We start from the raw sequence: 23,798 nt of genomic DNA on the forward strand, positions 1-23,798 counted from the left end.
TCGACATCGCCATCTCGCCGCAGCAGGCCACCATCGGCAGCCTGCTGACCCACGTGCGGCGTGGCGACATCGTCAACGTGCACTCGCTGCGCCGCGGTGCCGCCGAGGCCATCGAGGCCATCGCCCACGGCGACATGCAGTCGTCGAAGGTGGTGGGCCGGGCCATCGGCGAGATCGACCTGCCACGGGGCACCACCATCGGCGCCATCGTACGCGGCAAGGAGGTGCTGATCGCCCATGACGACGTGGTGGTGGAGTCCGGCGACCACCTGATCCTGTTCGTGATCGACAAGCGCCGCATCCGTGACGTCGAGCGGCTGTTCCAGGTCGGGCTGACGTTCTTCTGATGAGTGGAGGGGCACCGGCTAGAGCCGGAGCCCCTGGCGGGTCTTACAGCGTCATGTACGGCATCGGTTCCTGATCGGTGAACTGGTAGACGTCCCAGTCACCGCGCTTCGGCCCCGGCATGCCGGGGGTGCCGATGGGCATGCCGGCAAGTCCTATGCCGCCGATCCTGGGGCGTTCCTGAAACAGCCTCTCCACGGCTTCGAAAGGTACGTGACCCTCAATGGCGTATCTGCCCATCAGCGTCGTATGGCAGGAGCCCAGGCCGTAGGGCAGGCCGACCTGCTGCTTGATCTTGCCGACTTCCACGTCGTCGATAACGGTGACCGAGACGCCTTTCTCTTCCAGTTGGCGTGCGTACTCGTGACAGCAGCCACACTCCGGGTTCATGTAGAGAGTGGCTTGGGCGGGCAGCGTGGCATGAGCGGTGCCGGCGGCACCCAGCAGCAGGCTGGCGGTAAACAGCAGAGATGAGGTGCGACGGTTCATGGGCGTGCTCCTGTAGTGGGCTTGGCAGAGGTGAACAGGTACTTGAGCAGGGAGGCGATGCCGAGGCCCAGCAGGGAAAGGACGGCCAGCGGCATCAGCCACCCCAGCCAGCTCATGTGGCCCATCAGGGCGAGGCAATTGGTCATCATTGTCGGCTCTCCTGCTCAGTTGGCCAGCCAGGTCACGCCGTTGGGGCCGTGTCCGGTGGCATGGATGGCGACGATGTCACCGCTGCTCAGATCGATGATCGACAGGCTGTCGTCGAACAGGCTGGTGACGAAGGCGAATCGGCCGCTGTCATCGATACTGATGCCATGAGCCCCAGCGCCGACTTCGTAGGTGGCAGCGACCTGCTGGGTGGCGGTGTCGATGACAGAGACGCGATTGTCGGGCTCGTCGCTCGTGCCTTCATTGGCCACCAGCATGAGTCGGCCATCCGGTGTGCCATAGACCTGGATCGGCAGCCGGTTGACCTCGACCGAGGTCGTGACTTCCCGAGTGACGGTATCGATGACCGCTACTCGATTCTCGTCGCGTAGCGAAACATAGACCTGGGCGCCGTCGGCGGTGAAGCCCACCTGCACCGGGGCTTCTCCCACCGGTATGCGGGCTACCTCTTCGCGAGCAACCGTGTCGATCACCGTGACGCTGCCGTCCGCCACGTTGGCGACGTAGAGTTCGCTGCCGTCTGGGCTCAGCCGCAGTCCATGGGGGTAGTCGCCGGTTCCGATGGTGGCGACCAGCTCGCGAGACTCCAGGTCGACCACCGACACGCTGGCATCGCCGGCGTTGGTCACGAAGGCGAACTGGCCTGTCAGGTCGCTCACCACGTGCGCCGGATGGCTGCCCACCGGAATGACGGCGAGCGGCGTGCCGTCGAAGTCGAGGGCATCGAACACCTTCAGCTTGCCAGGCTCGTCGCCATGAGCGTGGGCGTGACCATTGCCGCCATGAGCGTGTCCGGCGCGCTCGCCGACGGCCAGCAGATAGCGCCCGTCGGCGCTGACCTGAACGTTATGCGGTGCAATCGCGATGTCATGTGTAGTGATGGTGCCTTCGGCAAGCTGGATGTGAGTCAGCGAGGCGCCGTGTTCATTGGCGGTAAACACCTGGCCCTGGGGCATCTGACCGGCCAGACCGGCGGTGCTGACGAGCGCCAGGCCGGCGGCGAGTAGCCAGCCGAAGGCGTGGGGTAGTCGCATGGTCGGAATGGTGTGTGAAACGGCATCGGTAACGGGGCGCCGAGCAAGGGCGTCTTTGCGAAAAAGGGTCATGATGGAACTCCTGATCTAAGAAAATCGTGAACGGCTCGTGATGGCCAGGCGGCGAGGCCGCCAACGTAGATCAGGCTCTGGGAGGGCGCTGTGGCGGCAGGGGGGAGTGGGGCATGAAGGCCACGTCGAGCGTGGTCGACTGCTCGGCTGGCTCGGAAAGGGTCAACCGCAGCCTCGGGGACACAGCGGTGCAGGTGCCACAGTTGTGATCTTCGCTGTCGTTCGCTTCCTGCAGCTGTTCGACAGCGATGCAGTCTGTCAGATCGGCCTGCATGCCAGCGTGCGTCGTAAGGCTGCTCATCGCCACCAGCAGCACGAGCAGCAGCGCCAGGAGGCGCTGGATGCGTCGATGTTGCAGGTTGGAAGTGGCGAGTCGAATCATGGTGCAGCCTCAGTATGCTCATCGTCATCCTAGCGTGGTGTACCCTGCGCTGCATTGACCCAGCGCAACTCTCCGCTGTCATTCGTCACGATGCCGATGGCCGTGGCGATGCATGAGGAAATGCATGCCTAGACATAGCAGCATCGGCAACAGCAACAACAGGCTGCCGCCCGTCTGGCCACGCCACAGTACGAACGCGAAGGCGCCACCCATGAGGATCAGGCAGAGCGTCATCATCCAGTGATGCAGCCCACCCGAGTGCTGGCCCGGCGTCTGCCCCGGGGCTTCGTGGCTCTCCTCGGCAGAATTTGTGTGAAGGTCGGGATTGGAACGAGGTCGGTTCATGAGTCGTCTCCTCGGGGTTGAATACGGTTATAGCGCCGCTTGAGCAGCAGCGAATTGCCGATGACCGACAGCGAACTGGCGGTCATGGCGATGACGCCGATCATGGGGTGCAGCAGGCCTGCGGCGGCCATGGGAATGGCTGCCACGTTGTAACCGCTGGCCCAGATCAGGTTCTGCACGATCTTGCTGAAGGTAGCGCGAGAGAGGTGCATGGCCTCCACCACGCCGGTGAGCTCGCCGCGTACCAGGGTCACGTCGGCGGCCTCGATGGCCACGTCGGCACCGGCACCGATGGCGATGCCTACATTGGCCTGCTTCAGCGCCGCGGCGTCGTTGATGCCATCGCCCACCATGGCCACGTGGTTGCCGTACCTTTCCTGCAGCTTGCGAATCGCATCGACCTTGCCCTCGGGCAGTACGCCGGCCTGGACTTCATCGATGCCGACCTCGTCGGCCACGGCCCGGGCGGCACGCTCGTTGTCGCCGGTGATCATCACCACGTGCAGGCCGAGCGCGTGCATTCCGCGGATGGCCTCCTTCGATTCCTCCTTGAGGGTATCGGCCACGGCCACGAGGCCCAGCGCCTGGCCGTCGGCGGCGACGATCACCACGGTGCGTCCCTTGCCCTCGAGCTCGCCCATGGCGTCATCCAGGGCCTCGAGGCCGGCCACGCCTTCCTCCTCGAGCAGCAGGCGATTGCCGATCAGCACGCTCGCGTCGCCCACCCGGCCCGAGACGCCGCGGGCGCCGGTGGAGCGGAACTCGCTGACCTCGCCGGGCGTCACATCGCGTTCCTTGGCACCGTCGACAATGGCCCGGGCGATGGGGTGCTCCGAAGCGTTCTCCACGCTCGCCGCCAGAATCAGCAGGCGCGACTCCTCGACGCCCTCGGCGGCCACCACCTCGGTCAGCGTCGGTTCGCCGCGGGTGATGGTGCCGGTCTTGTCGAGCACCATCACCTTGACGTCCTTGAAGGTCTGGATCGCCTCGCCGGAGCGGATCAGGATGCCGCGCTCGGCACCGATGCCGGAGCCCACCATCAGCGCCGTGGGCGTTGCCAGGCCCAGCGCGCAGGGGCAGGCGATGACCAGCACCGCCACGGCGGCCAGGATCGCCAGCACCGGGGTGGCGGCCTCGGGGTTGACCCAGGGCAGGAAGGTCGCGCCCCAGTCGAGGATCGGGCGCAGGGCATCCGGAATGAGCAGCCACGCCGCCAGGCTGGCCAGGGCGATCAGGATCACCGCCGGCACGAAGCGGCCGGTCATGCGGTCGGCGAACTCCTGGATCGGCACCCGGGAACCCTGGGCCTGGTCGATCAGGCGCACCACCTGAGCGAGGAAGGTGTCGCCGCCGACCCGGGTCGCCTTGACCCGCAGGCGCCCCTCCTTGTTGATGGTGGCGCCGATCACGCTGTCGCCGGGGCTCTTGTAGACCGGGATCGATTCACCGGTGGCGATGGACTCGTCGAGATGGCTCTCGCCCTCGACCACCTCGCCGTCGGTGGGGATCTTGTCGCCGGGGCGCACGATCATGATGTCGCCGGGCGCCAGCTCCTTGACCGGCACCTCGACCTCCTCACCGTTGCGCTCCACCCGGGCCGTCTTGGCGCCCAGGGTCAGCAGGCGGCGAATGGCCTGGGAGGCGCGCCCCTTGGCCAGGGCCTCCAGGTAACGCCCCAGCAGGTGGAAGGTCATGATGGTGGCGCCCATCTCGATGAACGAGGTCATGGGGGTAATGAAGCCGACCAGGCCGATCAGGTAGGGCGGCAGGCTGCCCATGGAGATCAGCACGTCCATGTTGAAGGTGCCGTTCTTCAGCGAGCGCCAGCTCGAGCGGTGCGTGGCGGCGCCGCCGTAGAGAAAGATCACCGGGAAGGCCAGCAGGGCGACGATGGCCAGGTAGCCCGGGATCGGCTGCCAGAACATGTGCGGCATCATCAACAGCATGATCAGGGTGGCGGGTATGCCGGCGATGATCAGGCGCTTGCGCGCCTGGGCGAGGTAGGCCTCCTCGATCTCGGCGTCGCCGTCGCCCGCCTCCTGCTCCTCGGTCTGCACGGCGGCCACGTCATAGCCGGCCCCCTCGACGGCGCGCTTCAGCGCCTCACCATCGGGGCCACCGGCCTCGATGGTCACACTGACGCGGTGGCTGGCGATATTGGTCTGGATCTCGCCCACGCCATCGAGGCGTTCGAGCGTCTTGCGCACGATGCCGGCGCAGTGGTCCGAGCCCATGCCGGGCACCGTCAGGCGAATCTGCTGCTGGCCACCACCGCTGACGGCGGCCACGTCATAGCCGGCACCCTCGACGGCTCCCTTCAGGGTGTTGCCGTCGGGTCCGCCTTCCTCGACCGTCACGCTGACATGATGGTTGGCGATATTGGTCTGGATCTCGCTCACGCCATCGAGGCGCTCGAGGGTCTTGCGCACGATGCCGGCGCAGTGGTCGCTGCCCATGCCGGGTACCGTCAGGGTGATCGTTCTGGACCTGGTGTCACTCATCACGTGCCTCCTGCAGCTGTCGCCTAGTGGACGGCCAGGGTTGGCCGTCCTTGATGTTGCGTACTCAGTGACTCCGCCGATCAGTGATGGGCATCGTGGTCCTCGGGATCCACGTCGGCGGGCGCCGCCTGCTGAAGCTGCTCGCGCTGCTCATCGGTCATGAGGTCGTGCATGGCGTTACGCATGCGCACCATCTCGGCCATCATCTCGCCGTGCAACTCGGCCATGCGGCCGTGGAGTTCCTGCACGGCCTCCGGATCCGGACGCTCGCCGTGCATCTCGGCCATCAGGTCGTCGCGCAGATTCATCAGGCGCCCCTTGCGCTCGAACTGGGCCGGGCGGTGCTCCTGCATCAATTCGCGCATCTGGCTGCGCTGATCGGGGTCGAGCATCGACATCATGCCCATGCCCTCGCCCATCATCGGGCAGGGCATCATGCCGCCGCCCATCATGCCTCCCATCATGCCGGGGCCCATGCCGCCCTGGCCGCCGCCGCCCATCATGCCTCCCATCATGCCGGGGCCCATGCCGCCCTGGCCGCCGCCGCCCATCATGCCTCCCATCATGCCGCTTCCCTGACCGGGTCGAGAGTCCGGCATGCCCTGGGCGAGGGCGGTGCCGGCACTACCGGCACCGAGTGCCAGGGCGAGTCCGAGGGCGAGAGTCTGCTTGCGAAGTTTCATGATCGTTCTCCTTGCTGCTGATTGGTCCCGTCGAGGGCCAATGCTCACAGTATTCCGGCTATGTGCGGCACAGAGGTCAATGCCGCGCGACTACGACTGGGTGTCTGGGAAACCACCCAGGACTCAGGACCGGAAGCGCTGTGTCAGCAGGTAGAGGGGAACGGTGTGGGGAGAGGCGGGCCCAGGAAGGGGGTGGCCAAGTGCCGAGGTGAGGTGCACGGATGGCCCAGCGACGGAGGCGATCAGGGGCGACGGGTCGGGAGTGGCATCCGGCGACTCGCTGCGGGGCAGCACGCCCGAGGCGGGGCGCCAGGCGTGGTCATGGTGGCAGTGGGGCAAGTCGGGCGCTGTGCTGAGCCAGGCCTCCGACGCGGCCTCGCCGAAGGCGAGCTCGAGGCCCGGCACCGGTGGGTCGACCGGATGGGCAGGTTCCGCCGTCTGGGCCCTGGCCATCAGAGCGACCAGCAGCAGCGCCAGGATGAGCACGGCACCGAGCCAGAGGGGGAGTCCTCCCTGGCGGGGTGCTGCGCGCTGCCCGGGCGCCTGAGGCTGCATGACGGTGTCTCGCTTGTCGGTGTCGTGTAGCCCTTACCCTAGTCCAGCAGCGCCAGCTGTCCATTGATTCACGTCAAAGAATCTCCGATGGTAAACCTGTGGGCAGGGCCCAGGTTGCGGGGGCCTCGAGGCCGTGAAATACTCGCGCCTCCATTGGCTCACAAGGCCGTTTATCCCTACATGCGTCGACTCTCCTCCCATTGGCTTCTCAGCCTGCTGATGGCCCTGGTGCTGGCCATGGCGCCGCCCGTCGCCGCGGGCGGGCACCATGGGGATGCCGCCTGCCTGGAGAGTCAGCTCATGGAGCATTCGGCCATGCAGGGGGCAGCGGCCTGGGACCTCTCGGCAATCGCCGACCCCAGCGAGCCGGATGCCTCCCTGGCCTCTCCCTGCTGCATCCCCTGTGCCCAGTGCGGTGCCAGCATGGCCCGGCTGACCATCGAGGCGGTAGCATCCCCGCATCCCCTGTCCGGGCCCGGCCTGGGCCATCCTGCGGGGCCTCCCGCTCCCTTCGAGCGGCCTCCTCGCGCCTGAACCTCTCTTCCCCTGATGGCGCCGCGGGTGATCGAACCGCGGTGAGAGTGTTCATGTCACGAGGATCACTTGATGAAACGTCGCGAATTTCTGGGCTACTCGGCGCTGGGCGCCCTGGTGCTGTCCACGGCCGGTACCATGGGCTATGCCCTCTCTCGCCAGCTTCCCCATTCGACGCCGCCCGTCGGGCTCGCCCCGACGCCGCTGGGCGGAGAGCCCCTCCAGCCGCTGCCGCGCATCGCCAACCTGAGCGAGACGGCCGGCCGCTTTCGCAGCGCGCTGACCCCGGCCCCCCATGCGGTGCCGCTCGGCGATGAGCTCGAGGCCCGACTGTGGCTCTACAACGGCAAGGTGGCGCCGCTGATCGAGGTGCGCGAGGGGGATGAGCTGGACATCACCCTGATCAACGAGCTGGAGCAGGAGACCACCCTGCACTGGCACGGCGTGCCGGTGCCCCAGGCCCAGGATGGTGCCCCCTGGGACGCGGTGGCGCCGGGCGAGTCCCGCCAGTACCGCTATACCTTCCCTGCGGGGAGTGCGGGCCTGCACTGGTTTCACCCCCATCCTCACGAGGGCACGGCCTCGCAGGTGGCTCATGGTTTGGCGGGGGCGCTGCTGGTCCGCCCCGCCGAGGATGTACTGCCTACCGAGCTCGAGGAGCACTTGCTGGTGGTCAGCGACCTGCGTCTGCGGGCTAGTGGGGAGGTCGCACCCCACACCGCCGAGGACTGGATGAACGGTCGCGAGGGTGAGCTGCTGCTGGTCAACGGTCAGCGCGAACCCCGGCTCGATGTCGCGCCGGGCACCACCTTGCGTCTGCGACTGATCAACGCCTGTGCGGGACGCTATTTGCAGCTGCGCCTGGATGAGCATGAGTTGATCCTGATCGGCACCGACGGTGGTCTGATCGAGCGGCCGCAGTTACTGCAGGAGTTGCTGCTCACCCCGGGTGAGCGGGCCGACCTGCTGGTGCGAGTCAGTGAGCGGGCCGAGGGACGCTTCCAATTGGCCAGCCACCCCTATGAGCGTGGCTGGATGGGCGACAGGCCGCCCCATCTAGACGAGTTGGCACCGCTGCTGGCGATTCACACTCTCGACGCGGACGTTCATGCCCCCGTCTCGCTGCCCGAGCGCCTGGGCCGCGTCGAGCCTCTGGGTGAGCCGGCAGTCCAGCGAAGGGTGGAACTGACCGAGGTGATGCCGGGCCATGGCAATCACGGTTCTGGAGATGATGGTCCGCATGCCGGACACGGTGATCCTCACGCCGGTCATGGCGGCGGCAGCGGCAGTCATCATGGCACCCATGGCGCCGGACATGGGGCTGATCACGCGATGGATGAGACGGCCCCACTCCCCGAGGTGGACTTTTTGATCAACGGCCGCGCTTTCGTCATGGATGAGATTCTGTTCGAAGGCAGGGTCGGTGAAGTGGAGGAGTGGGAGGTGTTCAACAACTCTCACATGGATCATCCCTTCCATGTGCACGGTACCCATTTCCAGGTGATCGCCACCCGCGATGCCGAAGGCGAGTGGCAGCAGGCGCCTTGGCTGGCGTGGAAAGATACCGTCAATCTTGCGCCTTATCAGCGGCTGAAGCTGCGAATGGTGTTCCGTGAGCCCGGCGACTGGCTGCTGCATTGCCACATCATCGAGCACGAGGAGCTTGGCATGATGGCGACGATCCGCGTGAGCTGAGATCGCCGCCTGCAGGTCAGTCGCGATGGTGGTTAAAGCTGGGCGCTTCAGGGGCGGCCCCCTATGGGTTGATCGCCTGGCGGCTTCGAACCGTAATTGCTGGCTGGGGCAATGTCGACACAATGGTCAATGAGGATGTTCTGCCATGGAGATCTCGCCATGAAGGCTGAAGAGTTGGCTGCTATCTTGCGGGAGGAACACAATCGCCCGTGTGGCGATTTTTTCTATGGTATCGACTTGGAAACCTATGCAGCTAAGCTGATGCGAAAGGCGGAGCTGCTGGTGCATTACCGAGAGAGCGAGGTGCTCGGTATCGCCGCATTCTACTGTAACGATCTCGAAACGCTGTGCGGGTTTCTGTCGCTAATGTGGGTGTCGCCGGAGGCGCGGGGGTCAGGTATTGCAGGTGAATTACTCGACCTAATCATCAGTACCTCGGAAGTTAGGCGATTCCGGTGTCTGAAGCTGGAAGTGCTTATCGATAACCATCGTGCTATCAATTTTTACCGCCGACATGGATTCGAGGTGATTGATACTAAGAACGAAGCTCTGATCATGGGGTTGAAGTTGCCTAGGCGTCAGGCGTCAAATGGATGAGACCTCCTCGCCGCCGCGCTCGGCCCTGGCCGTAGGAAAATGAGAGGGGCGCTTGCGGCTCGCTTGCGACCATGGAAGACTAGATGCGTCCCCTTACACCGACTCGGCTGATTCGTTTCGATGCGTTACCGTCCACTCACCTGGTTGTTCTGCCTACTGCTCGGCATCGTGTTTACGCTGCCGCAGGCTGCCATGAGCGCCTGGAGTCACGGCGATGAAGATTGCCAGGCAGGCGCTCTTTCGGTGCTGGACGTTGCTACGGTGACCTATGCCGACAGCAGCCAGGCGCAGACGGTCGAGCAAGCCGCCTGCGCAGGGGCGACGCCGATTTGCACCGGTGCCAGTCTCTCGCTTCTCGCATTAGTCCCCCGTTCGCCAGATCCTCGTTGGGGTATCGATGAAGCGCCGCTACCCGCATCACGTGACCGTCTGGAGCGCCCCCCGCGGGTTTAGTCCCCCTTCGGAATGCCGATACTCCACGCTTTTGCACCGCATTCGCTACAGGTGTGGCTTTGTATGTCTTGCGCCTGTAAAGAGGACTCTTGTGATGAACTACCCCGATATCGACCCGGTGGCCATAGCCATCGGACCGCTGCAGATTCATTGGTATGGGTTGATGTACGTCGTGGGCTTCGTTGCCGCCTGGCTGCTGGGACGCTACCGTGCCCACCGCCTCGGGCTCACCCACGACGACATCGGTGACCTGCTTTTCTATGCCGCCATTGGCGTGGTGGCCGGAGGTCGTCTGGGATACGTGCTGTTCTACGGCATGGATCAGTTCCTCGCCAATCCGCTGTGGGCCTTCAGGCTCTGGGATGGCGGGATGAGTTTTCATGGCGGCTTGATCGGCGTGCTACTGGCGGCGCTGCTGTTCGCTCGCAAGAAGAATCTTGCCTTCTTCCAACTGACTGACTTCATTGCACCGCTGGTGCCGATTGGCCTGGGCGCGGGCCGAATCGGCAACTTCATCAACCACGAGCTGCCTGGGAGAGTCAGCGACCTGCCGTGGGCCATGCCGTTCCCGCACATGGGTCCCGAGCCTCGCCACCCTTCGGCGCTCTATGAGTTTGCTCTCGAGGGGGTTGTGCTGTTCGTGGTGCTGTGGTGGATATCCAGCCGCCCACGGCGTCGTGGACTGGTCTCCGGCCTGTTTCTGATACTTTACGGCATTTTCCGTTTCGCGGTGGAGTTCGTGCGACTGCCGGACTCCCACATCGGCTTCGTTGCCTTCGGCTGGGTAACCATGGGCATGCTGCTGACCCTGCCGATGATCGCTGCCGGGGCGGCACTCATCCTGTGGTCGCGACGACAGGGCCGGGACGAGTTGCCCGCTGTGGCACCTTACGGGCAAGAGGCGAGCTGATGATCGCCTGGCTTTCGCGCAGTCGCCCACAGCGTCGCCGTTCCTGGGGCAAGCTGGCCATTTTCGTGGCGCTGGCGCATGTCGTCGGGATGGTGTCCTCGGTTGAGGCATTGATGTCGAGCCGTACTTCACAAGGGGCGATCGCCTGGATCGTCTCGTTGAACACTATCCCGTACGTGGCGGTGCCGACCTACTGGATATTCGGGCGCAACAAGTTCGAAGGCTATGTCAGCTCGCGGCGTGACGAGGACTCGGAGCTGGCCCGGGCGCTGGCGGACAAGCTGGGCGAGCTTGGCGCGCATCGCGTCGAGTGGTCCGAGAATGCCCGTCCGCTGGCCGGCGTGGAGCGGCTGGCCAAGCTGCCTTACCTGGGCGGTAATGACGCCACCCTGCTGATCGATGGTGAGGAAACCTTCGCCAGCATCTTTGCCGGCATCGAAGCCGCAGAGCGTTACCTGCTGGTGCAGTTCTACATAGTGCGTGACGACGACCTTGGGCGTGAGCTTCAGCAGCGCCTCATCGCCAGGGCCAGCGAAGGTGTCGAGGTCTATTTCCTGTATGACGAGATCGGTAGCTACAAGCTGCCGAACGCCTATCTGCAGGCGCTGCGCGACGCCGGGGTGAACGTGCACCGATTCCACTCCACACGTGGCCCGGGCAATCGCTTTCAGCTCAACTTTCGCAATCATCGCAAGATCGTGGTGGCCGATGGCGCGAGGGCCTGGGTCGGCGGCTTCAACATCGGCAATGAATATCTGCAAGGGCATGAGGATCTTGGCCCTTGGCGCGACACCCATCTCAAGCTGGAAGGGCCGGCGGCGCTGGCTTTGCAGCTCGTCTTCATCGAGGACTGGCACTGGGCCACCGAGGAGGTTCCCGACCTGCCCTGGGAGCCGTCCGTGCCTTCGGTCAATGGGGTGCCAGCGCTGATTCTGCCCACCGGCCCGGCGGATCGCTTCGAGACCGCCAGCCTGATGATCCAGCAAGCGATCCATTCCGCGCGCGAGCGGATCTGGATCTCGAGCCCTTATTTCGTGCCCGACGAGGGGGTGCAGGGCATGCTCAAGCTGGCGGCGTTGAACGGCATCGATGTCAGGATTCTGATTCCTGAACGACCGGACAATCTGCTGACCTTCTACGCGGCCTACGCCTTTCTGGGGCCGCTGATCGACGCCGGGGTCGAAATTCATCGCTATCAGGAGGGCTTTCTGCATGGCAAGGCGTTTCTGGTGGACGACGCCTGGGCTGCCGTGGGCACCGTCAACCTCGACAACCGCTCCTTCCGCCTCAACTTCGAGGTGACGGCGCTGATCATGGATGGGGAGTTTGCCAGCGATGTGGAGGCGATGTTCGAACGGGACTTTGCCAGGTCGCGCCAGATGACGGTTGAGGACCTACTCGACCGGCCGCTTTGGCATCGTGTGGCGGGGCGGGGCGCCTATCTCTTTGCCCCCGTACTTTGAGCCGGCGCATGGAGAAGCCGAAGCCCGTGAGGTGTCGACTTTTGCAGAGGATCGTTATGATAGGGGCATTTTTTATTAGTTTCCTAAGGTTAGACAGGCAAGAGGCAACGCTATGAATCTGTATGCTGTGGTACGTGAGTGCAACTGGACCTTGCGACGCCAGACCTGGCTGTCCCTTGGCCTGGGCATATTGGCCACCTTTCTGCTGGCCGGGATGAGCTGGGCCGAGGAAGATGCGGCGGAAAACGGTAATGCGACCGAGGAGGAGTGGCCCAAGGGACACTACCCCCTGCCCGAGCGGGGCGATGTCATCGGTAAGGATTACGTCGTCGAGGCGCGTCAGGACGAGACGCTGATCGACATAGCCCGCGCCAACAACGTTGGCTACGAAGAGATCCGCCGTGCCAACCCCGATGTCAGCGTGTGGATGCCGGGTGAGGGCACTGAAGTGCTGATTCCCGGCCGCTTCATCCTGCCCCCGGTGGAGCGCAAAGGCATCGTGATCAACGTGGCCGAGCTCAGGCTCTATTACTACCCGTCGACGAGAGAAGGTGAGACACCGCGAGTCGAGACCTATCCCATCGGTATCGGTCGCGAAGGCTTCGATACGCCGTTGGGCATCACCAAGACCACCATGCGGCTCAAGGACCCGGCCTGGTACCCGCCGCGCTCGGTGCGTGAGGAGGCGGCCGCTCGCGGCGAGACGGCGCCCGCGGTGGTGCCGCCGGGGCCCGATAACCCGCTGGGCAGGCATGCCATCCTGCTCGATATCCCCGGTTATCTGATTCACGGCACCAACCAGCCCGACGGGGTCGGCATGCGCGCCAGCCGTGGCTGCGTTCGCATGTTCCCCGAAGACATCGAGTCGATCTTCGACCGTGTGCCGGTCGGCATGCAGGTGCATCTGATCAACCAGCCGATCAAGGCGGGTTGGGACGGCGACACGCCCTACGTGCAGGTCTACGAGGCGCTGGGCGAGCAGGAAACCGGCATGGCCAACCTGATGGAAACGCTGGCCATGCTGCAGCGTGACGACGACGAGCCGGCCACGGCCCTGAACTACGAAATGCTGCGTGAGCTACTCGAGAACCCCAGCGGTGAGGTCATTGCCCTCACGCCCGCTCTGGAGCCGGAACCGGAGCCTGAGGAAGAAGAAGAGAGCCTGCTCTGGCGAGAGCTGGCGGTCTAGCCTTGATCTAGCCATGAACGAATCGGGCGCCCTTGGGCGCCCGATTCGTTTTCAGTGCTGATGGGCCTGGGCGTACTGCTCGTCCTGCTCATCTGCCAGGCCATGGCGAATGTAGTGCACTACGGACCAGATTTCCTTCTCGCTCAGCTTGGTGTCGAAGCGCGGCATGGCGCTCTCGGCATTGCCCTCGCTGATGATCCAGGCATATTCCGCGGCGCCATGGGCGGGCCCGTGCAGCGCCAGGTTGGTGGGGCTGGGATCGAAGTAGGCGACGGCGGGCGCCAGGCCATCGCCTTGGCCCAGCGGGCCATGGCAGGCGGAGCAGTACTGCTGGTAAACCTGCTCACCGCGGGCAAGGGCTTCGGCGCTCAGCGGCAGGGGGTTCTCACGGGCTGCCCATGCCTCCGGCATGGCCCGATCGTGAGCATGCTCATGCGCGTGGTCATGTGCGTGGTCATGTGCGTTCGCATCATGAGCCGCTTCCGCGTGCTCGTCGTCGTGGGTGCGATGAGCATGGCCATGAGCAGGGTCGTGCTTCGCCGCGCTGCCTGCGTGGTCGTGACCCTGGTGGACATGGCCGTGATCGTGCTGATGACCGTGATCGTGGGTCGCCTCGCTGCCATGCTCCTGTTGGTCATGGTCATGGTCATGGTCATGGTCATGGTCATGGTCATGGTTATGCGCCGCATGGCTCACACTCGTCGGAGCGGCATGCGTATGTGCCGGCTCGTCATGCGCGAAACTCTGCGTGCCGGCCAGCAGCATGCCGGCCATGAGTACGGCGGCTCGGGCGGTTGTTCCTGGCATGGCGGGCTTGCCCGACAGCAAGGGGGCTGAATAGGTGAGAAGGGTCGCCATGGTGGGCTCCTGATAGACAGCATACGAGGTCAATGGCGCTGGCGCGCCGGGTCGTTAGCGGCAAATCAGGCGGTTCTGGGAGGTCGCTCATCCATGAAGCAGGGAGGAGTGGGCCGGACCCCGGTATGGCAAGGGGGCCGCGTCGCCAGGGCAGGCGAGCTCAGGGTCGCAGTGAGCGGCATGGCCCCACTCATGCAGTGGCTGCTGCTCAGGCAGCTGACCTGGCACTCGGTCACATCGGTGTGGGCCGTCTGGCCGCAGGCGGGGTGCTCGTCTCGGGCTGCCTCATGCTGGCCATGGGCGGCATCGCGCACAGCGTCCACGCTGGCAAGTGCCGTTGAGCCTGCCGACAGCGACAGGACCAGGCACAGGCTGACCAGGACAAGCAGTATTCTGCGCATGAGCGGCTGGTATCCGATGAAGAGCTACCCGTTCATCATCGCGATGTGAAGAAAGGCAGACAAGCGCCGCCGGCTCGCAAGCCGCGAAAAGTCACCATTTCCTGATCTCGGTCAGCCGACCTCCCCGAACGCAAGAATCTTTCAGGCAAGGTATGGGCAGGACTCAGGTTGCTCCCCCTCTCCCGAGCATGAAATACTCCGGTTACCACTGGCTCATACGTCCCTACCTCCATGCGTCGATTCTCCTGGCACTGGCTACTGAGCCTGTCGCTGGCCCTGATGTTGGTCATCGTGCCACCCGTGGTTGCCGGTGGGCACCATGGCGATGCTTCCTGCCTGGATAGCCTGATAGCCCAGGAGCAGCCGCTGGCCTGGGAAATGACCGATCCGGATGAGCCGCATTCCTCCGCAGCGTCTCCCTGCTGCCTACCCTGCCTGCAGTGCGGAACCGTCGTGATGTCGTCGGACGGTCGCGCCTTGGCGTCTTCATTGATCTTGTTCGATGCCGTTCCCGACGGTCCTTTCGGACCGCCGGATCCCATCGAACGCCCTCCTCGGGTCTGAACCTCTTTCCCCTGATGGCGCCGCGGACGATCGATTCGCGGTGAGAGCGTACATGTCTCGAGGACAAGTCAATGAAACGTCGTGAATTTCTGGGCTACTCGGCGCTGGGCGCGCTGTTGCTGTCGACGGCTGGCACCATGGGTTACGCCCTGTCTCGCCAGCACCCCCATGGGGTGCCGCCTGCCAGCCTGGCCGCCTTGCCGAAGGGCGGCCAGCCGTTACAGTCGCTGCCGCGTATCGTCAACCTGAGCGAATCCGCCGGCCGCTTCCGCAGCGTGCTGACCCCGGCCCCCCTCAGCGTGCCCCTGAGCGATGAGCTCGAGGCCAGGCTCTGGCTCTACAACGGCAAGGTGGCGCCACTGATCGAGGTGAGAGAGGGCGATGAGCTGGATATCACCCTGATCAACGAGCTGGAGCAGGAGACCACCTTGCACTGGCACGGCGTGCCGGTACCGCAGGCGCACGATGGCGCTCCCTGGGACGCCGTGGCGCCGGGTGAGTCGCGCCAGTACCGCTACGCCTTCCCCAGCGGGAGTGCGGGCCTGCACTGGTTCCACCCCCACCCTCACGAGGGCACGGCCAGGCAGGTGGCGCATGGCCTGGCGGGAGCGCTGCTGGTTCGCCCCGCCGAGGATGCACTGCCTGCCGGGGTCGAGGAGCACCTGCTGGTGATCAGCGACCTGCGCCTGAGGGCGAATGGCGAGGTCGCGCCCCATACCGCCGAGGACTGGATGAACGGCCGCGAGGGCGAGCTTCTGCTGGTCAACGGCCAGCGCGAACCGCGGCTCGATGTGGCGCCGGGCTCTACCTTGCGCCTGCGGCTGATCAATGCATGTGCCGGACGCTATCTGCGCCTGCGTCTGGATGAGCACGAGCTGATCCTGATCGGCACCGACGGCGGGCTGATCGAGCGGCCGCAGCCGCTGGAGGAACTGCTGCTCACCCCGGGCGAGCGGGCCGACCTGCTGGTGCGGGTCAGCGAGCGGGCCGAGGGACACTTCCAATTGGCCAGCCACCCCTACGAGCGTGGCTGGATGGGCGACAGGCCGCCCCATCTGGACGCCGTGGCACCGCTGCTGGCGATTCACACGCTCGACTCGGCGGTTCAAGCTCCCGTCTCGCTGCCCGAGCGCCTGGGCCGTGTCGAGCCGCTGGGTGAACCGGTAGTGCAACGCCGGGTGGAACTGACCGAAGTGATGCCGGGCCATGACGATCACGGTGCCGGCCACGGCGACCCGCATGCCGGCCATGACGATCACGGTGCCGGCCACGGCGATCCGCATGCCGGTCATGGCAGCGGCAGTCATCATGGTACCCACGGCCCTGGCCATGGGGCTGATCATGCCATGGACGCAGCGGCTGAGCGCCCCGAGGTGGATTTCCTGATCAACGGTCGTGCCTTCGCCATGGATGAGATTCTGTTCGAAGGCAAGGTGGGCGAGGTGGAGGAGTGGGAGGTCTTCAACAACTCCCACATGGATCATCCCTTCCATGTGCACGGTACCCATTTCCAGGTGATCGCCACCCGCGATGCCGAAGGCGAATGGCAGCAAGCGCCTTGGCTGGCCTGGAAAGACACCGTCAATCTGGCGGCTTATCAGCGTCTGAAGCTGCGAATGGTGTTCCGTGAGCCCGGCGACTGGCTGTTCCATTGCCACATCATCGAGCATGAGGAGCTCGGCATGATGGCGACGATCCGCGTGAGCTGAGATCGCCGCTGCTTCTTCAATCCGGGGCCGCCGGGCGGCTCCGGGTCCGATCATGATGAGAGAGATTTCACGATGCGCTATTTCCAAAGCGCCTTTCTGCTGCTGACGGCGTTGGCGACTCTGCTGTTGGCGGGCTGCTCACGCGAAGAGAAGGGTATCAGCCTGGAGCAGCTGCGCCAGCAAACCCATATACACGGCCTGGCCTTCGACCGCTCGGACAGCGATCGCCTCTGGCTGGCTACCCACCATGGCTTCTACGCCGTTGGTGCCGACCGACTGGCGCGCCGGATTTCGGAAGAGACCCATGACTTCATGGGCTTCACGCCGCACCCTGCCGACGCCGAAACGTTCTTCGCCAGCGGCCACCCGGCCCGAGGCGGTAACCTTGGCCTGGTGGTTTCCACCGATGGCGGCAAGCGCTGGGAGCAGCGTTCGCCAGGTGTCGATGGCCCGGTGGATTTTCATCAACTTACCGTCAGTGAGGCCGACCCGAATGTGCTCTACGGCGCTTACGCTGGCTGGCTGCAGGTCAGCCATGACGGGGGGCATCAATGGGAGATCCAGGGACGAGCTCCCGACGGCCTGATCGCTCTGGCGGCTTCCAGCCGTGACCCCGAGCATCTTTTTGCTGCCACCCAGGGCGGATTGCTGATGAGCCCCAATGGCGGCCAGCGCTGGCGTCCCATTCACCCCGAGCGCCGTCCCGTAAGTCTGGTGGTGGCCCATGATGGGCGGCTCTATGCCTTCGTGCTGGATAGCGGTCTGTTGATGGCCGAAGAGGCCAACCGCGAGTGGGAAGTCGTGAAGCGTGGTTGGGGAGAGCGTTATCTCCTGCACCTGGCGGTGGGTCCCAGCAACCCTGAGCGCCTGGTGGCAGCCGATGACGAAGGGCGGCTGCTGCAGAGCGACAACGGCGGTCGCGACTGGGTACGCCTCGACTGACGCCATTTATCAGCGCGCTTAGCCCGGCGAAGTCGAGACGTCAGGATAAAGAGGAGAGAGGGTTGGAGATGGAGCATAGAGCACAGGCTAGTGGGATCATGGATGAAGGGGCATCACCAACAAAAACCAAGGAGCAGACAAAGAGCTGGCACTTTGGCAAGCACTTCGCTGTCGCCCTGACCGGTGCCGCGGCAGCCGGGCTATTCTGGTTGAGCCGTATGGAGTGGGACGCGGAAATGCGCACTTGGCGGGCCTTCGGTGATGCCGCCTTCATTCTATTGGTTGTCGTCATGGCGATAGGTCCGCTGGCAAGGCTGTGGCCCCGGAGACTAGGTTATCTCGTCAATTGGCGGCGAGCTTTTGGAATCTGGTTTGCCATTTTTGCCTTGGTACACGGTTTCCTGGTGTGGGATGGCTGGGCACGCTGGTCGATCCGCGGTTTTTTAGGCTATCAGGACTTGCCGGTAGTGGGGCTTTCGGACCCAGTTCTCGTTGACCCGGGCTTCGGGCTTGCCAACATGATCGGTCTGATCGCTCTCTTCCTTGGGCTCGTGCTGTTCGCCATATCGTCCGACAAGGCCATGCGCTTCCTGGGCAGCTCAACATGGAAGCACCTTCAGAATTACGCTTACGTAATTTTCTATCTTGTAGCCCTTCATGCAAGCTACTTCCTCTTCTTGCACTATGAGCTGAGCCTCAGGAATCTGGTTTTTCAGCGTGGGGTTCCGGATCCAAACTGGTTTCGATTCTGGTTCCTTGCTCTTATCGGAAGCGTCTTGATCTTGCAATCGGCAGCTACGTTGAAAATTTTCTTTCAAAGAAAGCGAAGAGGTGCATAAAGTAATAACGTCATGTCTGGCTGTTTTTTTAAGGTGAGATCAAACTTGATCCATATCAATGTGAGTGGCTCCAGTCCGAGCAATACTTAAAGGACTGATGCGCTAGCACGATACTCTTGAAGAATAAGGTAATTGATATGAGCGATAAAGATCGCCGCTTGGGTGTGTCCGAGATCAATCTGGTAACCCGGCATCTGAAGCTGGTGCCCTGTGATGAGGCGGCGATTCAGGCGGCAATCGCCGACATCGATCAGCTTTATGGGCTGGAGAGTGTATCGTATGACTCAAGGAAAAGTCGGCTCGACCTTGCTTATGATGCAACGCGAATATGCCTTGACTGTGTGGAGGATATACTGAGGAAGCATGCAGTCGAGGTAAGCCATGATTGGTGGACGAGGTTGAAGGAAGAACACTACCGTTTTGTCGATCAGAACGTAAAGGATAATGCAACTCATGAGCCTTGGAGTTGCCACCAAAAAACGCATGGTAGTGGGAAGAGAAAATAGGCGAAGCATTTTTTTGGGAGAAAGGCCATGAATTATTTTAGAAAGTCTCTGCTTCTTATTGCCTGCTTGACATTATGGAGTACTGGGTCATTGTCAGCCGATGATAGATACTCCCAGTCGGCTGATGGCATGACCGTATATATTGGTATTCTGCCAGCAGAGATGATAAGGGAGCATCGAGTCATTCATCAGGGGCGTGAGGGTATCACGACCCGGGAGCAACACCTCATCGTTACTGTAGTAGATGAGGAATCCGGCCAGCGAATCGAGGACGCTGAAGTTGCTGCACGTATACGGCATGAAGGTCATGCTGGAACGTATCGGTTGCTGGAGCCCATGTCTATCGCCGATACGATTGGCGGTCTCAAGTTCCAAGCGCAACACTATTGAAGGGTGTTTGGTCCAGCGACTGACTTCTTGAGCACCTCGGCATAGACGCTCAAAGGCGTCCGCCAGTCCAATGTCTTGCGGGGTCGTGTGTTCAATGAATCCGCAATGGCATCGAGCTCTTCCTGGCTATAGACCGACAGGTCCGTGCCCTTTGGCAGGTACTGCCGCAACAGACCGTTGGTATTCTCGTTGGAGCCCCGCTGCCACGGGCTATGGGGATCGGCGAAATAGATGGCCGTCCCGGTCCGCTGTGTGATCTCGGCGTGCCGCATCATCTCCCTGCCCTGGTCGTAGGTCATGGAGAGCCGTAAGGCGCGTGGGACCTCGTTCAGCTTGTCGCTGAACCCGATGGCAGCGGCGGTGGCCGTCGTGCCATCCAGTTTGGCCAGTATCACCAGGCGCGTGGTGCGCTCCACCAGTGTGCCGACGGCGGATCGGTTGTTGGCTCCCATGATCAAGTCACCTTCCCAGTGGCCGGGCATCAGGCGGTCTTCGATCTCGGGCGGCCGCATATGAATGCTGACCAGGTCCGGGATCTGGCCGCGCCGGTCTTTACCCCGGCTGCGCGGCCGACGCTTGCCGTTGCCCTGCCGCAAGCAGGCGATGAGCTCTTTCTTGAGAGAGCCCCGGGGCATCACATAGAGCGCGTTGTAGATGGTCTCGTGTGAGACCTGGTGGCGACTATCATCAGGAAACATGAGTGACAGTGTGCTGGCGATCTGCTGCGGTGACCAGTACTGGCGCAGCAGATAGGCGACTAAATCGAATAGCTCGCTGTCGGGGTGCAGCTTTGGTTGCTGACGTGGCCGGTGACGCGCCAACCGCGCTCTATAGCCTGCCAGGCTGGCATCGTAGCCGCTGCTAGCATCGACGGTGTGGCGAGCAAGTTCCCGTGACACGGTACTTGGCGCGCGCCCCAAGTGAGCGGCGATGGCCCGGATCGAGTGGGTGGTTCGCATCATCATGATGGCGGCTCGGTCTTCAGCAGTGAGGTGGCGATAGCAATAGGGCATGGCAACACGATACCTGATGGGTCATGTGTTGCACTTGGTCATTGAGACCGCCATTACTTATGGAAATTTCTTCAGTTTTCCAGAAGAGGGGGGGTACCATCTTCAGTTGCGGATAAAACGAAGTGGAGAGCCCGCCACAGAGATGGAATTTCATCATCGCCATGTGCTTGAGTGAGGGGTTTTTCGTCCACCTGGAGTCAACATTCGCGTTATCCAGCAGGTGTCATGAAAATGATGACAAATCGTGACGATGGCGATCAGTAAGGGGACGCCCATAAAAGCCCCGGGTATGCCCCAAAGCATTCCCCAGAAAAAAATGGAAAATACGACGGAAATTGGTGAAATGGCCAGCGCATGACCTTCGAGTTTGGGATCCAGGAGGTTGCCAATCGAAAACTGTATCAATGTCATACCGAGAAGAATCAGAGCCGGATCTTGCCAGCTATCGAACTGGACAACGGCAAAAATTACTGGTGGGAAAACGGCTAGAATGGAACCCAGGAAAGGAATGTAGTTCAACGCAAAGGCCAAAATTCCCCAGGCGATGGCGAGATCGAGACCTGTCAGCAATGCGAATAGCCAGGTCAAAATGCCTGTCAAGAAGCTGACGACGGAGCGGACGAGCATATAGCGGCGGAATTTCCATCCGAGAGCATGGCATGCACTCAACAACCGCCCGGCTACGTCTTCTCCCAGGGCATGCGGAAGACGCCGCTGCATGTCATTGGCTTCCAGTAACCCCAAAATAAGAAAGATCAGGGATAACGCCATAAATCCAATGATTGCATTGATGCGCATCACTGTCTCATGGAGCAGATGAAACACCTGGCTGAGACTGAATGGGTCGCCGGCGGTGGGCCAAAAGGCAATACCCCGCTCTTCGACCCACATGCCGATGCTGTAGTAAGTCTCCTGCGCACGCGGACCGTACTGCGATAGACCGTCCACAACGACGCGGACGCCGTAGCCCATAAGCAGGAGAATGGCTGAGGTTGCAATGAGCACAAGGAGCACTGCAATGACAAGGGCGAGTACACGCAGCGCTCGCTTCCCCTTGAATATACGGTGCTGATATACCGGCCACACCAGTGCCATAAGAAAGAGGGAAAAAGCCATGGGTGCGACAAGAACTCGAAGCCAATATAGCGAAGCTGCAAAGAGTATTATCGCAATCAAGCCAAGGGCGGTGATATGAGGTGACCTTCGATCATCATTCATGGCCTTGCTTTGCCTCTGCATGATATAGATCGGCCTCTAACGCCCAGCAGCCCTGTGACGAACCGCCGAGCGGGATATCGCTCGGCGATGCTTGCGTCAACGGTGCCGTTGGCGTGGTGGAAGCATTGTCCTTCATAGATCCCGTGTGCGGCTGGTCTGGTGGGCCAGGCGCATTGCTTCATGATGTTCCAGCTTGAGTAGCTCGCCGATCAGCTCACGTGTTTCGGGAATCTCTGTACGTCCCTCGAGGTAGCGATAGAAGTCGATGATTTGATTGTGAAGATCGAAGATTTCCTGGCAGATCTCGTCGAAGCTCATTTCCGCATAGGGTGCATTGCATGACTGGTGCGGCTTGATGGGCTGGTAGGAAATGTAGTCGTAGAGCCAGGTATTCAACGCCTTGGGATCGGCCTGTTTCTCGAAGCCGGCGACGACCTTTTCCAAGGCCGCCTCATGGTCTGCCAGATAGGTCAGCAGCCACTTGGCGCGCTCTTCATCCTGCTGCGTTGAGCAGTGTTTCAGGCAGTGCGCCATATGTTCATGCAGGGTGCGTGTCCACTCCACCACGTCTTGGAAGGTTGAGACGTACATGATTCATTCTCGCTGTATTGATGGATTCTGAAATCTGGCCTGTGCAAAGGCCAGCTGTAGGCGAGCTGATTCGCAGCATCAGGTTCAACCCGCCATTGATTGGCACGGCGTATGGGTGTCTGACGCCGATTGGTCTTTTCACCATAGCTCACTGTCCAAGGAGATCGCTTGACCGGTATCAAGGAACGATGGCTGCTCGAGCTGTAAGCATGGCAGCGGTTGCCTGGCTTCGAATGGCGTGAAACACTGTCTCAAGCTGTTGCCCAGCATCGCCTTCTCTCTGTTCTGGAGCCCTGATAATGGCGGGAGCACGAGCCGGATACAGCAGGTCTAGCCGGCTATTGGCCATCCCGGAGTTCAACGTGGCGCTATTTGCGTTTCTGTTGAACTATCCGTGGGAATTCCTGCAAGTTCCCTACTTCGTCGCAATGCCTGAGATGGCTCACTGGGATGCGGTCATCTTTTGCACCCGGGCAACCATGGGCGATGTGCTTATTGCCCTGGTGGCTTTCTGGGTCGTAGCGATGTTTCGGCGCCAGCGCTCTTGGCTGCTCCGGCCCGATGCGCGAGCGATCTTCGCCTTCATTGCCACTGGTATCGTGATTACAGTCGGTCTCGAGTGGCATGCCACTGAGCTTCAGCAGCGTTGGCAGTACGCCGAGCGGATGCCGACACTGCCTCTTGTGGGCACCGGGCTGACACCTCTGCTGCAGTGGCTCGTGCTACCGCCGATAATCGTGTGGTTGGCACGCCGCCAGATGCTCGGAGAGCGCTATCTACAACAAATTGATCGCAAATGAGCCGGCAACGGATTTCTGCCTGTCACTCGCCATCAGCGTCGGCGCCACGATGGTATGATGTACTTTGCCTGCCGGAGAGGGGCAGGGAGAGGCAGAAGCTCGTAATGCCATTCTGCGAACTGACCGCAACATCTCCACCATGAGCCTTGACGATGGATCGTGTGATGGCGAGCCCCAGTCCTGCTCCCTCGCCATGGTGGCTGCGGATGTTGTCGGCGCGGTGGAAGCGCTCGAACAGTTTGGCTAACTGATCGGTGGGAATGGTCTCACCAGGATTGCTGACACTCAGACGTGCCATCTCCTTAGCTTGGGTAATCGTGATCTCGATCATGCCGCCAGGGGAGGTGTGCCGCACTGCATTGGACACCAGATTGGCAATCGCACGGCGTAGCATCAGGTGGTCGCCGGTAACTGTGGCGGCGCCACTGAGCTGCATCGTAACCTGCTTCTCCTCGGCAAGAGCCTCGTAGAATTCCAGCAAAGCGTCTACTTCCCGCTCCAGATGCACCGGCTCGGCGGGATTGGGCAGCAAACCATGATCGGCCTTGGCCA

Annotated in this window: 30 protein-coding genes; 16 read left to right on the forward strand and 14 right to left on the reverse strand. The window is 62.4% G+C overall.

Annotation, left to right across the window (positions count from 1 at the left end):
• Positions 1-347, forward strand: a 347-nt coding sequence (locus AC2VNO_RS03585; protein WP_486932856.1) for a TrkA C-terminal domain-containing protein, incomplete at its 5' end; no start/stop codon positions are given.
• 43 nt (positions 348-390) lie between these two features.
• Here the strand turns inward: AC2VNO_RS03585 and AC2VNO_RS03590 are convergent.
• The 8 genes from AC2VNO_RS03590 to AC2VNO_RS03625 form a co-directional block, all read right to left on the reverse strand.
• Positions 391-834 carry a DUF411 domain-containing protein gene (locus tag AC2VNO_RS03590; protein WP_486932857.1) on the reverse strand — a complete coding sequence of 148 codons (444 nt, stop codon included), beginning with the start codon at positions 832-834 and terminating at the stop codon, positions 391-393.
• On the reverse strand, positions 831-983 hold the full coding sequence (locus tag AC2VNO_RS03595; RefSeq protein ID WP_486932858.1) for a hypothetical protein: 153 nt from the start codon (positions 981-983) through the stop codon (positions 831-833). Before AC2VNO_RS03595 ends, AC2VNO_RS03590 begins: the two co-directional genes overlap by 4 nt.
• Before the next feature lie 15 nt (positions 984-998).
• Entirely contained in the window at positions 999-2,108 is a 1,110-nt protein-coding gene (locus AC2VNO_RS03600) for a YncE family protein (RefSeq protein ID WP_486932859.1), read from the reverse strand.
• 70 nt (positions 2,109-2,178) lie between these two features.
• Entirely contained in the window at positions 2,179-2,490 is a 312-nt protein-coding gene (locus tag AC2VNO_RS03605) for a hypothetical protein (RefSeq protein WP_486932860.1), read from the reverse strand.
• Positions 2,491-2,568: 78 nt separating this feature from the next.
• Positions 2,569-2,835: a hypothetical protein gene (locus tag AC2VNO_RS03610; protein WP_486932861.1), complete on the reverse strand. Its 267-nt coding sequence runs from the start codon at positions 2,833-2,835 to the stop codon at positions 2,569-2,571.
• Entirely contained in the window at positions 2,832-5,336 is a 2,505-nt protein-coding gene (locus AC2VNO_RS03615) for a heavy metal translocating P-type ATPase (protein WP_486932862.1), read from the reverse strand. Before AC2VNO_RS03615 ends, AC2VNO_RS03610 begins: the two co-directional genes overlap by 4 nt.
• An 80-nt stretch (positions 5,337-5,416) precedes the next feature.
• Entirely contained in the window at positions 5,417-6,019 is a 603-nt protein-coding gene (locus tag AC2VNO_RS03620) for a Spy/CpxP family protein refolding chaperone (RefSeq protein WP_486932863.1), read from the reverse strand.
• 123 nt (positions 6,020-6,142) lie between these two features.
• The gene (locus tag AC2VNO_RS03625; RefSeq protein ID WP_486932864.1) at positions 6,143-6,574 is read right to left on the reverse strand and encodes a hypothetical protein; all 432 of its coding nucleotides are present in this window, start codon (positions 6,572-6,574) and stop codon (positions 6,143-6,145) included.
• Between the two features lie 180 nt (positions 6,575-6,754).
• Here AC2VNO_RS03625 and AC2VNO_RS03630 point away from each other — a divergent pair, with 180 nt between their 5' ends.
• The 7 genes from AC2VNO_RS03630 (at position 6,755) to AC2VNO_RS03660 (ending at position 13,415) form a co-directional block, all read left to right on the forward strand.
• Positions 6,755-7,108: a hypothetical protein gene (locus AC2VNO_RS03630; protein WP_486932865.1), complete on the forward strand. Its 354-nt coding sequence runs from the start codon at positions 6,755-6,757 to the stop codon at positions 7,106-7,108.
• Positions 7,109-7,180: 72 nt separating this feature from the next.
• Positions 7,181-8,803: a multicopper oxidase family protein gene (locus tag AC2VNO_RS03635; protein WP_486932866.1), complete on the forward strand. Its 1,623-nt coding sequence runs from the start codon at positions 7,181-7,183 to the stop codon at positions 8,801-8,803.
• Positions 8,804-8,962: 159 nt separating this feature from the next.
• A complete protein-coding gene (locus tag AC2VNO_RS03640; RefSeq protein WP_486932867.1) occupies positions 8,963-9,400 on the forward strand; it encodes a GNAT family N-acetyltransferase in 438 nt (145 codons plus the stop codon).
• A gap of 120 nt (positions 9,401-9,520) precedes the next feature.
• Complete coding sequence (locus AC2VNO_RS03645) at positions 9,521-9,853, forward strand: hypothetical protein (protein WP_486932868.1); 333 nt, start codon at positions 9,521-9,523, stop codon at positions 9,851-9,853.
• Between the two features lie 91 nt (positions 9,854-9,944).
• Positions 9,945-10,763: a prolipoprotein diacylglyceryl transferase gene (lgt, locus tag AC2VNO_RS03650; protein ID WP_486932869.1), complete on the forward strand. Its 819-nt coding sequence runs from the start codon at positions 9,945-9,947 to the stop codon at positions 10,761-10,763.
• Positions 10,763-12,226: a cardiolipin synthase gene (gene cls / locus AC2VNO_RS03655; RefSeq protein ID WP_486932870.1), complete on the forward strand. Its 1,464-nt coding sequence runs from the start codon at positions 10,763-10,765 to the stop codon at positions 12,224-12,226. The genes lgt and cls overlap by 1 nt, the downstream gene beginning before the upstream one ends.
• A gap of 112 nt (positions 12,227-12,338) precedes the next feature.
• Positions 12,339-13,415 carry a L,D-transpeptidase family protein gene (locus AC2VNO_RS03660; protein ID WP_486932871.1) on the forward strand — a complete coding sequence of 359 codons (1,077 nt, stop codon included), beginning with the start codon at positions 12,339-12,341 and terminating at the stop codon, positions 13,413-13,415.
• A gap of 51 nt (positions 13,416-13,466) precedes the next feature.
• Here the strand turns inward: AC2VNO_RS03660 and AC2VNO_RS03665 are convergent, their stop codons facing one another.
• Complete coding sequence (locus AC2VNO_RS03665) at positions 13,467-13,826, reverse strand: c-type cytochrome (protein ID WP_486932872.1); 360 nt, start codon at positions 13,824-13,826, stop codon at positions 13,467-13,469.
• 21 nt (positions 13,827-13,847) lie between these two features.
• Between AC2VNO_RS03665 and AC2VNO_RS03670 the strand changes: the two genes are divergently transcribed.
• Positions 13,848-14,252, forward strand: coding sequence for a hypothetical protein (locus AC2VNO_RS03670; RefSeq protein WP_486932873.1), 405 nt, complete (start codon positions 13,848-13,850; stop codon positions 14,250-14,252).
• 86 nt (positions 14,253-14,338) lie between these two features.
• Here AC2VNO_RS03670 and AC2VNO_RS03675 read toward each other — a convergent pair whose 3' ends face one another.
• Positions 14,339-14,674 (reverse strand): hypothetical protein, encoded by a 336-nt coding sequence (locus AC2VNO_RS03675; RefSeq protein ID WP_486932874.1) that lies wholly within the window; start codon positions 14,672-14,674, stop codon positions 14,339-14,341.
• Between the two features lie 231 nt (positions 14,675-14,905).
• On the opposite strand from AC2VNO_RS03675, the gene AC2VNO_RS03680 reads away from it, so the two are divergent.
• The 6 genes from AC2VNO_RS03680 (at position 14,906) to AC2VNO_RS03705 (ending at position 19,624) form a co-directional block, all read left to right on the forward strand.
• The gene (locus AC2VNO_RS03680) at positions 14,906-15,238 is read left to right on the forward strand and encodes a hypothetical protein (protein ID WP_234269514.1); all 333 of its coding nucleotides are present in this window, start codon (positions 14,906-14,908) and stop codon (positions 15,236-15,238) included.
• A gap of 71 nt (positions 15,239-15,309) precedes the next feature.
• Positions 15,310-16,947, forward strand: coding sequence for a multicopper oxidase family protein (locus AC2VNO_RS03685; RefSeq protein WP_486932875.1), 1,638 nt, complete (start codon positions 15,310-15,312; stop codon positions 16,945-16,947).
• A gap of 72 nt (positions 16,948-17,019) precedes the next feature.
• Positions 17,020-17,889: a WD40/YVTN/BNR-like repeat-containing protein gene (locus tag AC2VNO_RS03690; RefSeq protein WP_486932876.1), complete on the forward strand. Its 870-nt coding sequence runs from the start codon at positions 17,020-17,022 to the stop codon at positions 17,887-17,889.
• 98 nt (positions 17,890-17,987) lie between these two features.
• Positions 17,988-18,728 carry a ferric reductase-like transmembrane domain-containing protein gene (locus AC2VNO_RS03695; protein ID WP_191224381.1) on the forward strand — a complete coding sequence of 247 codons (741 nt, stop codon included), beginning with the start codon at positions 17,988-17,990 and terminating at the stop codon, positions 18,726-18,728.
• Between the two features lie 137 nt (positions 18,729-18,865).
• Complete coding sequence (locus AC2VNO_RS03700; protein WP_191224382.1) at positions 18,866-19,234, forward strand: cation transporter; 369 nt, start codon at positions 18,866-18,868, stop codon at positions 19,232-19,234.
• Positions 19,235-19,261: 27 nt separating this feature from the next.
• Positions 19,262-19,624 carry a hypothetical protein gene (locus AC2VNO_RS03705; RefSeq protein WP_191224383.1) on the forward strand — a complete coding sequence of 121 codons (363 nt, stop codon included), beginning with the start codon at positions 19,262-19,264 and terminating at the stop codon, positions 19,622-19,624.
• Here the strand turns inward: AC2VNO_RS03705 and AC2VNO_RS03710 are convergent.
• The 3 genes from AC2VNO_RS03710 to AC2VNO_RS03720 form a co-directional block, all read right to left on the reverse strand.
• The gene (locus tag AC2VNO_RS03710; protein WP_191224384.1) at positions 19,618-20,637 is read right to left on the reverse strand and encodes an IS30 family transposase; all 1,020 of its coding nucleotides are present in this window, start codon (positions 20,635-20,637) and stop codon (positions 19,618-19,620) included. The two genes, AC2VNO_RS03705 and AC2VNO_RS03710, sit on opposite strands and share 7 nt — an antisense overlap.
• A gap of 153 nt (positions 20,638-20,790) precedes the next feature.
• Positions 20,791-21,855: an AI-2E family transporter gene (locus tag AC2VNO_RS03715; RefSeq protein ID WP_234238351.1), complete on the reverse strand. Its 1,065-nt coding sequence runs from the start codon at positions 21,853-21,855 to the stop codon at positions 20,791-20,793.
• Between the two features lie 132 nt (positions 21,856-21,987).
• Positions 21,988-22,446: an ATPase gene (locus AC2VNO_RS03720; protein ID WP_234261295.1), complete on the reverse strand. Its 459-nt coding sequence runs from the start codon at positions 22,444-22,446 to the stop codon at positions 21,988-21,990.
• Between the two features lie 362 nt (positions 22,447-22,808).
• On the opposite strand from AC2VNO_RS03720, the gene AC2VNO_RS03725 reads away from it, so the two are divergent.
• The gene (locus AC2VNO_RS03725) at positions 22,809-23,246 is read left to right on the forward strand and encodes a hypothetical protein (protein WP_200825324.1); all 438 of its coding nucleotides are present in this window, start codon (positions 22,809-22,811) and stop codon (positions 23,244-23,246) included.
• 22 nt (positions 23,247-23,268) lie between these two features.
• Here AC2VNO_RS03725 and AC2VNO_RS03730 read toward each other — a convergent pair.
• On the reverse strand, positions 23,269-23,798 hold a 530-nt coding region (locus AC2VNO_RS03730; RefSeq protein ID WP_486932877.1), incomplete at its 5' end, for an ATP-binding protein.

It is taken from the genome of Halomonas sp. TH-94 (assembly GCF_057473365.1).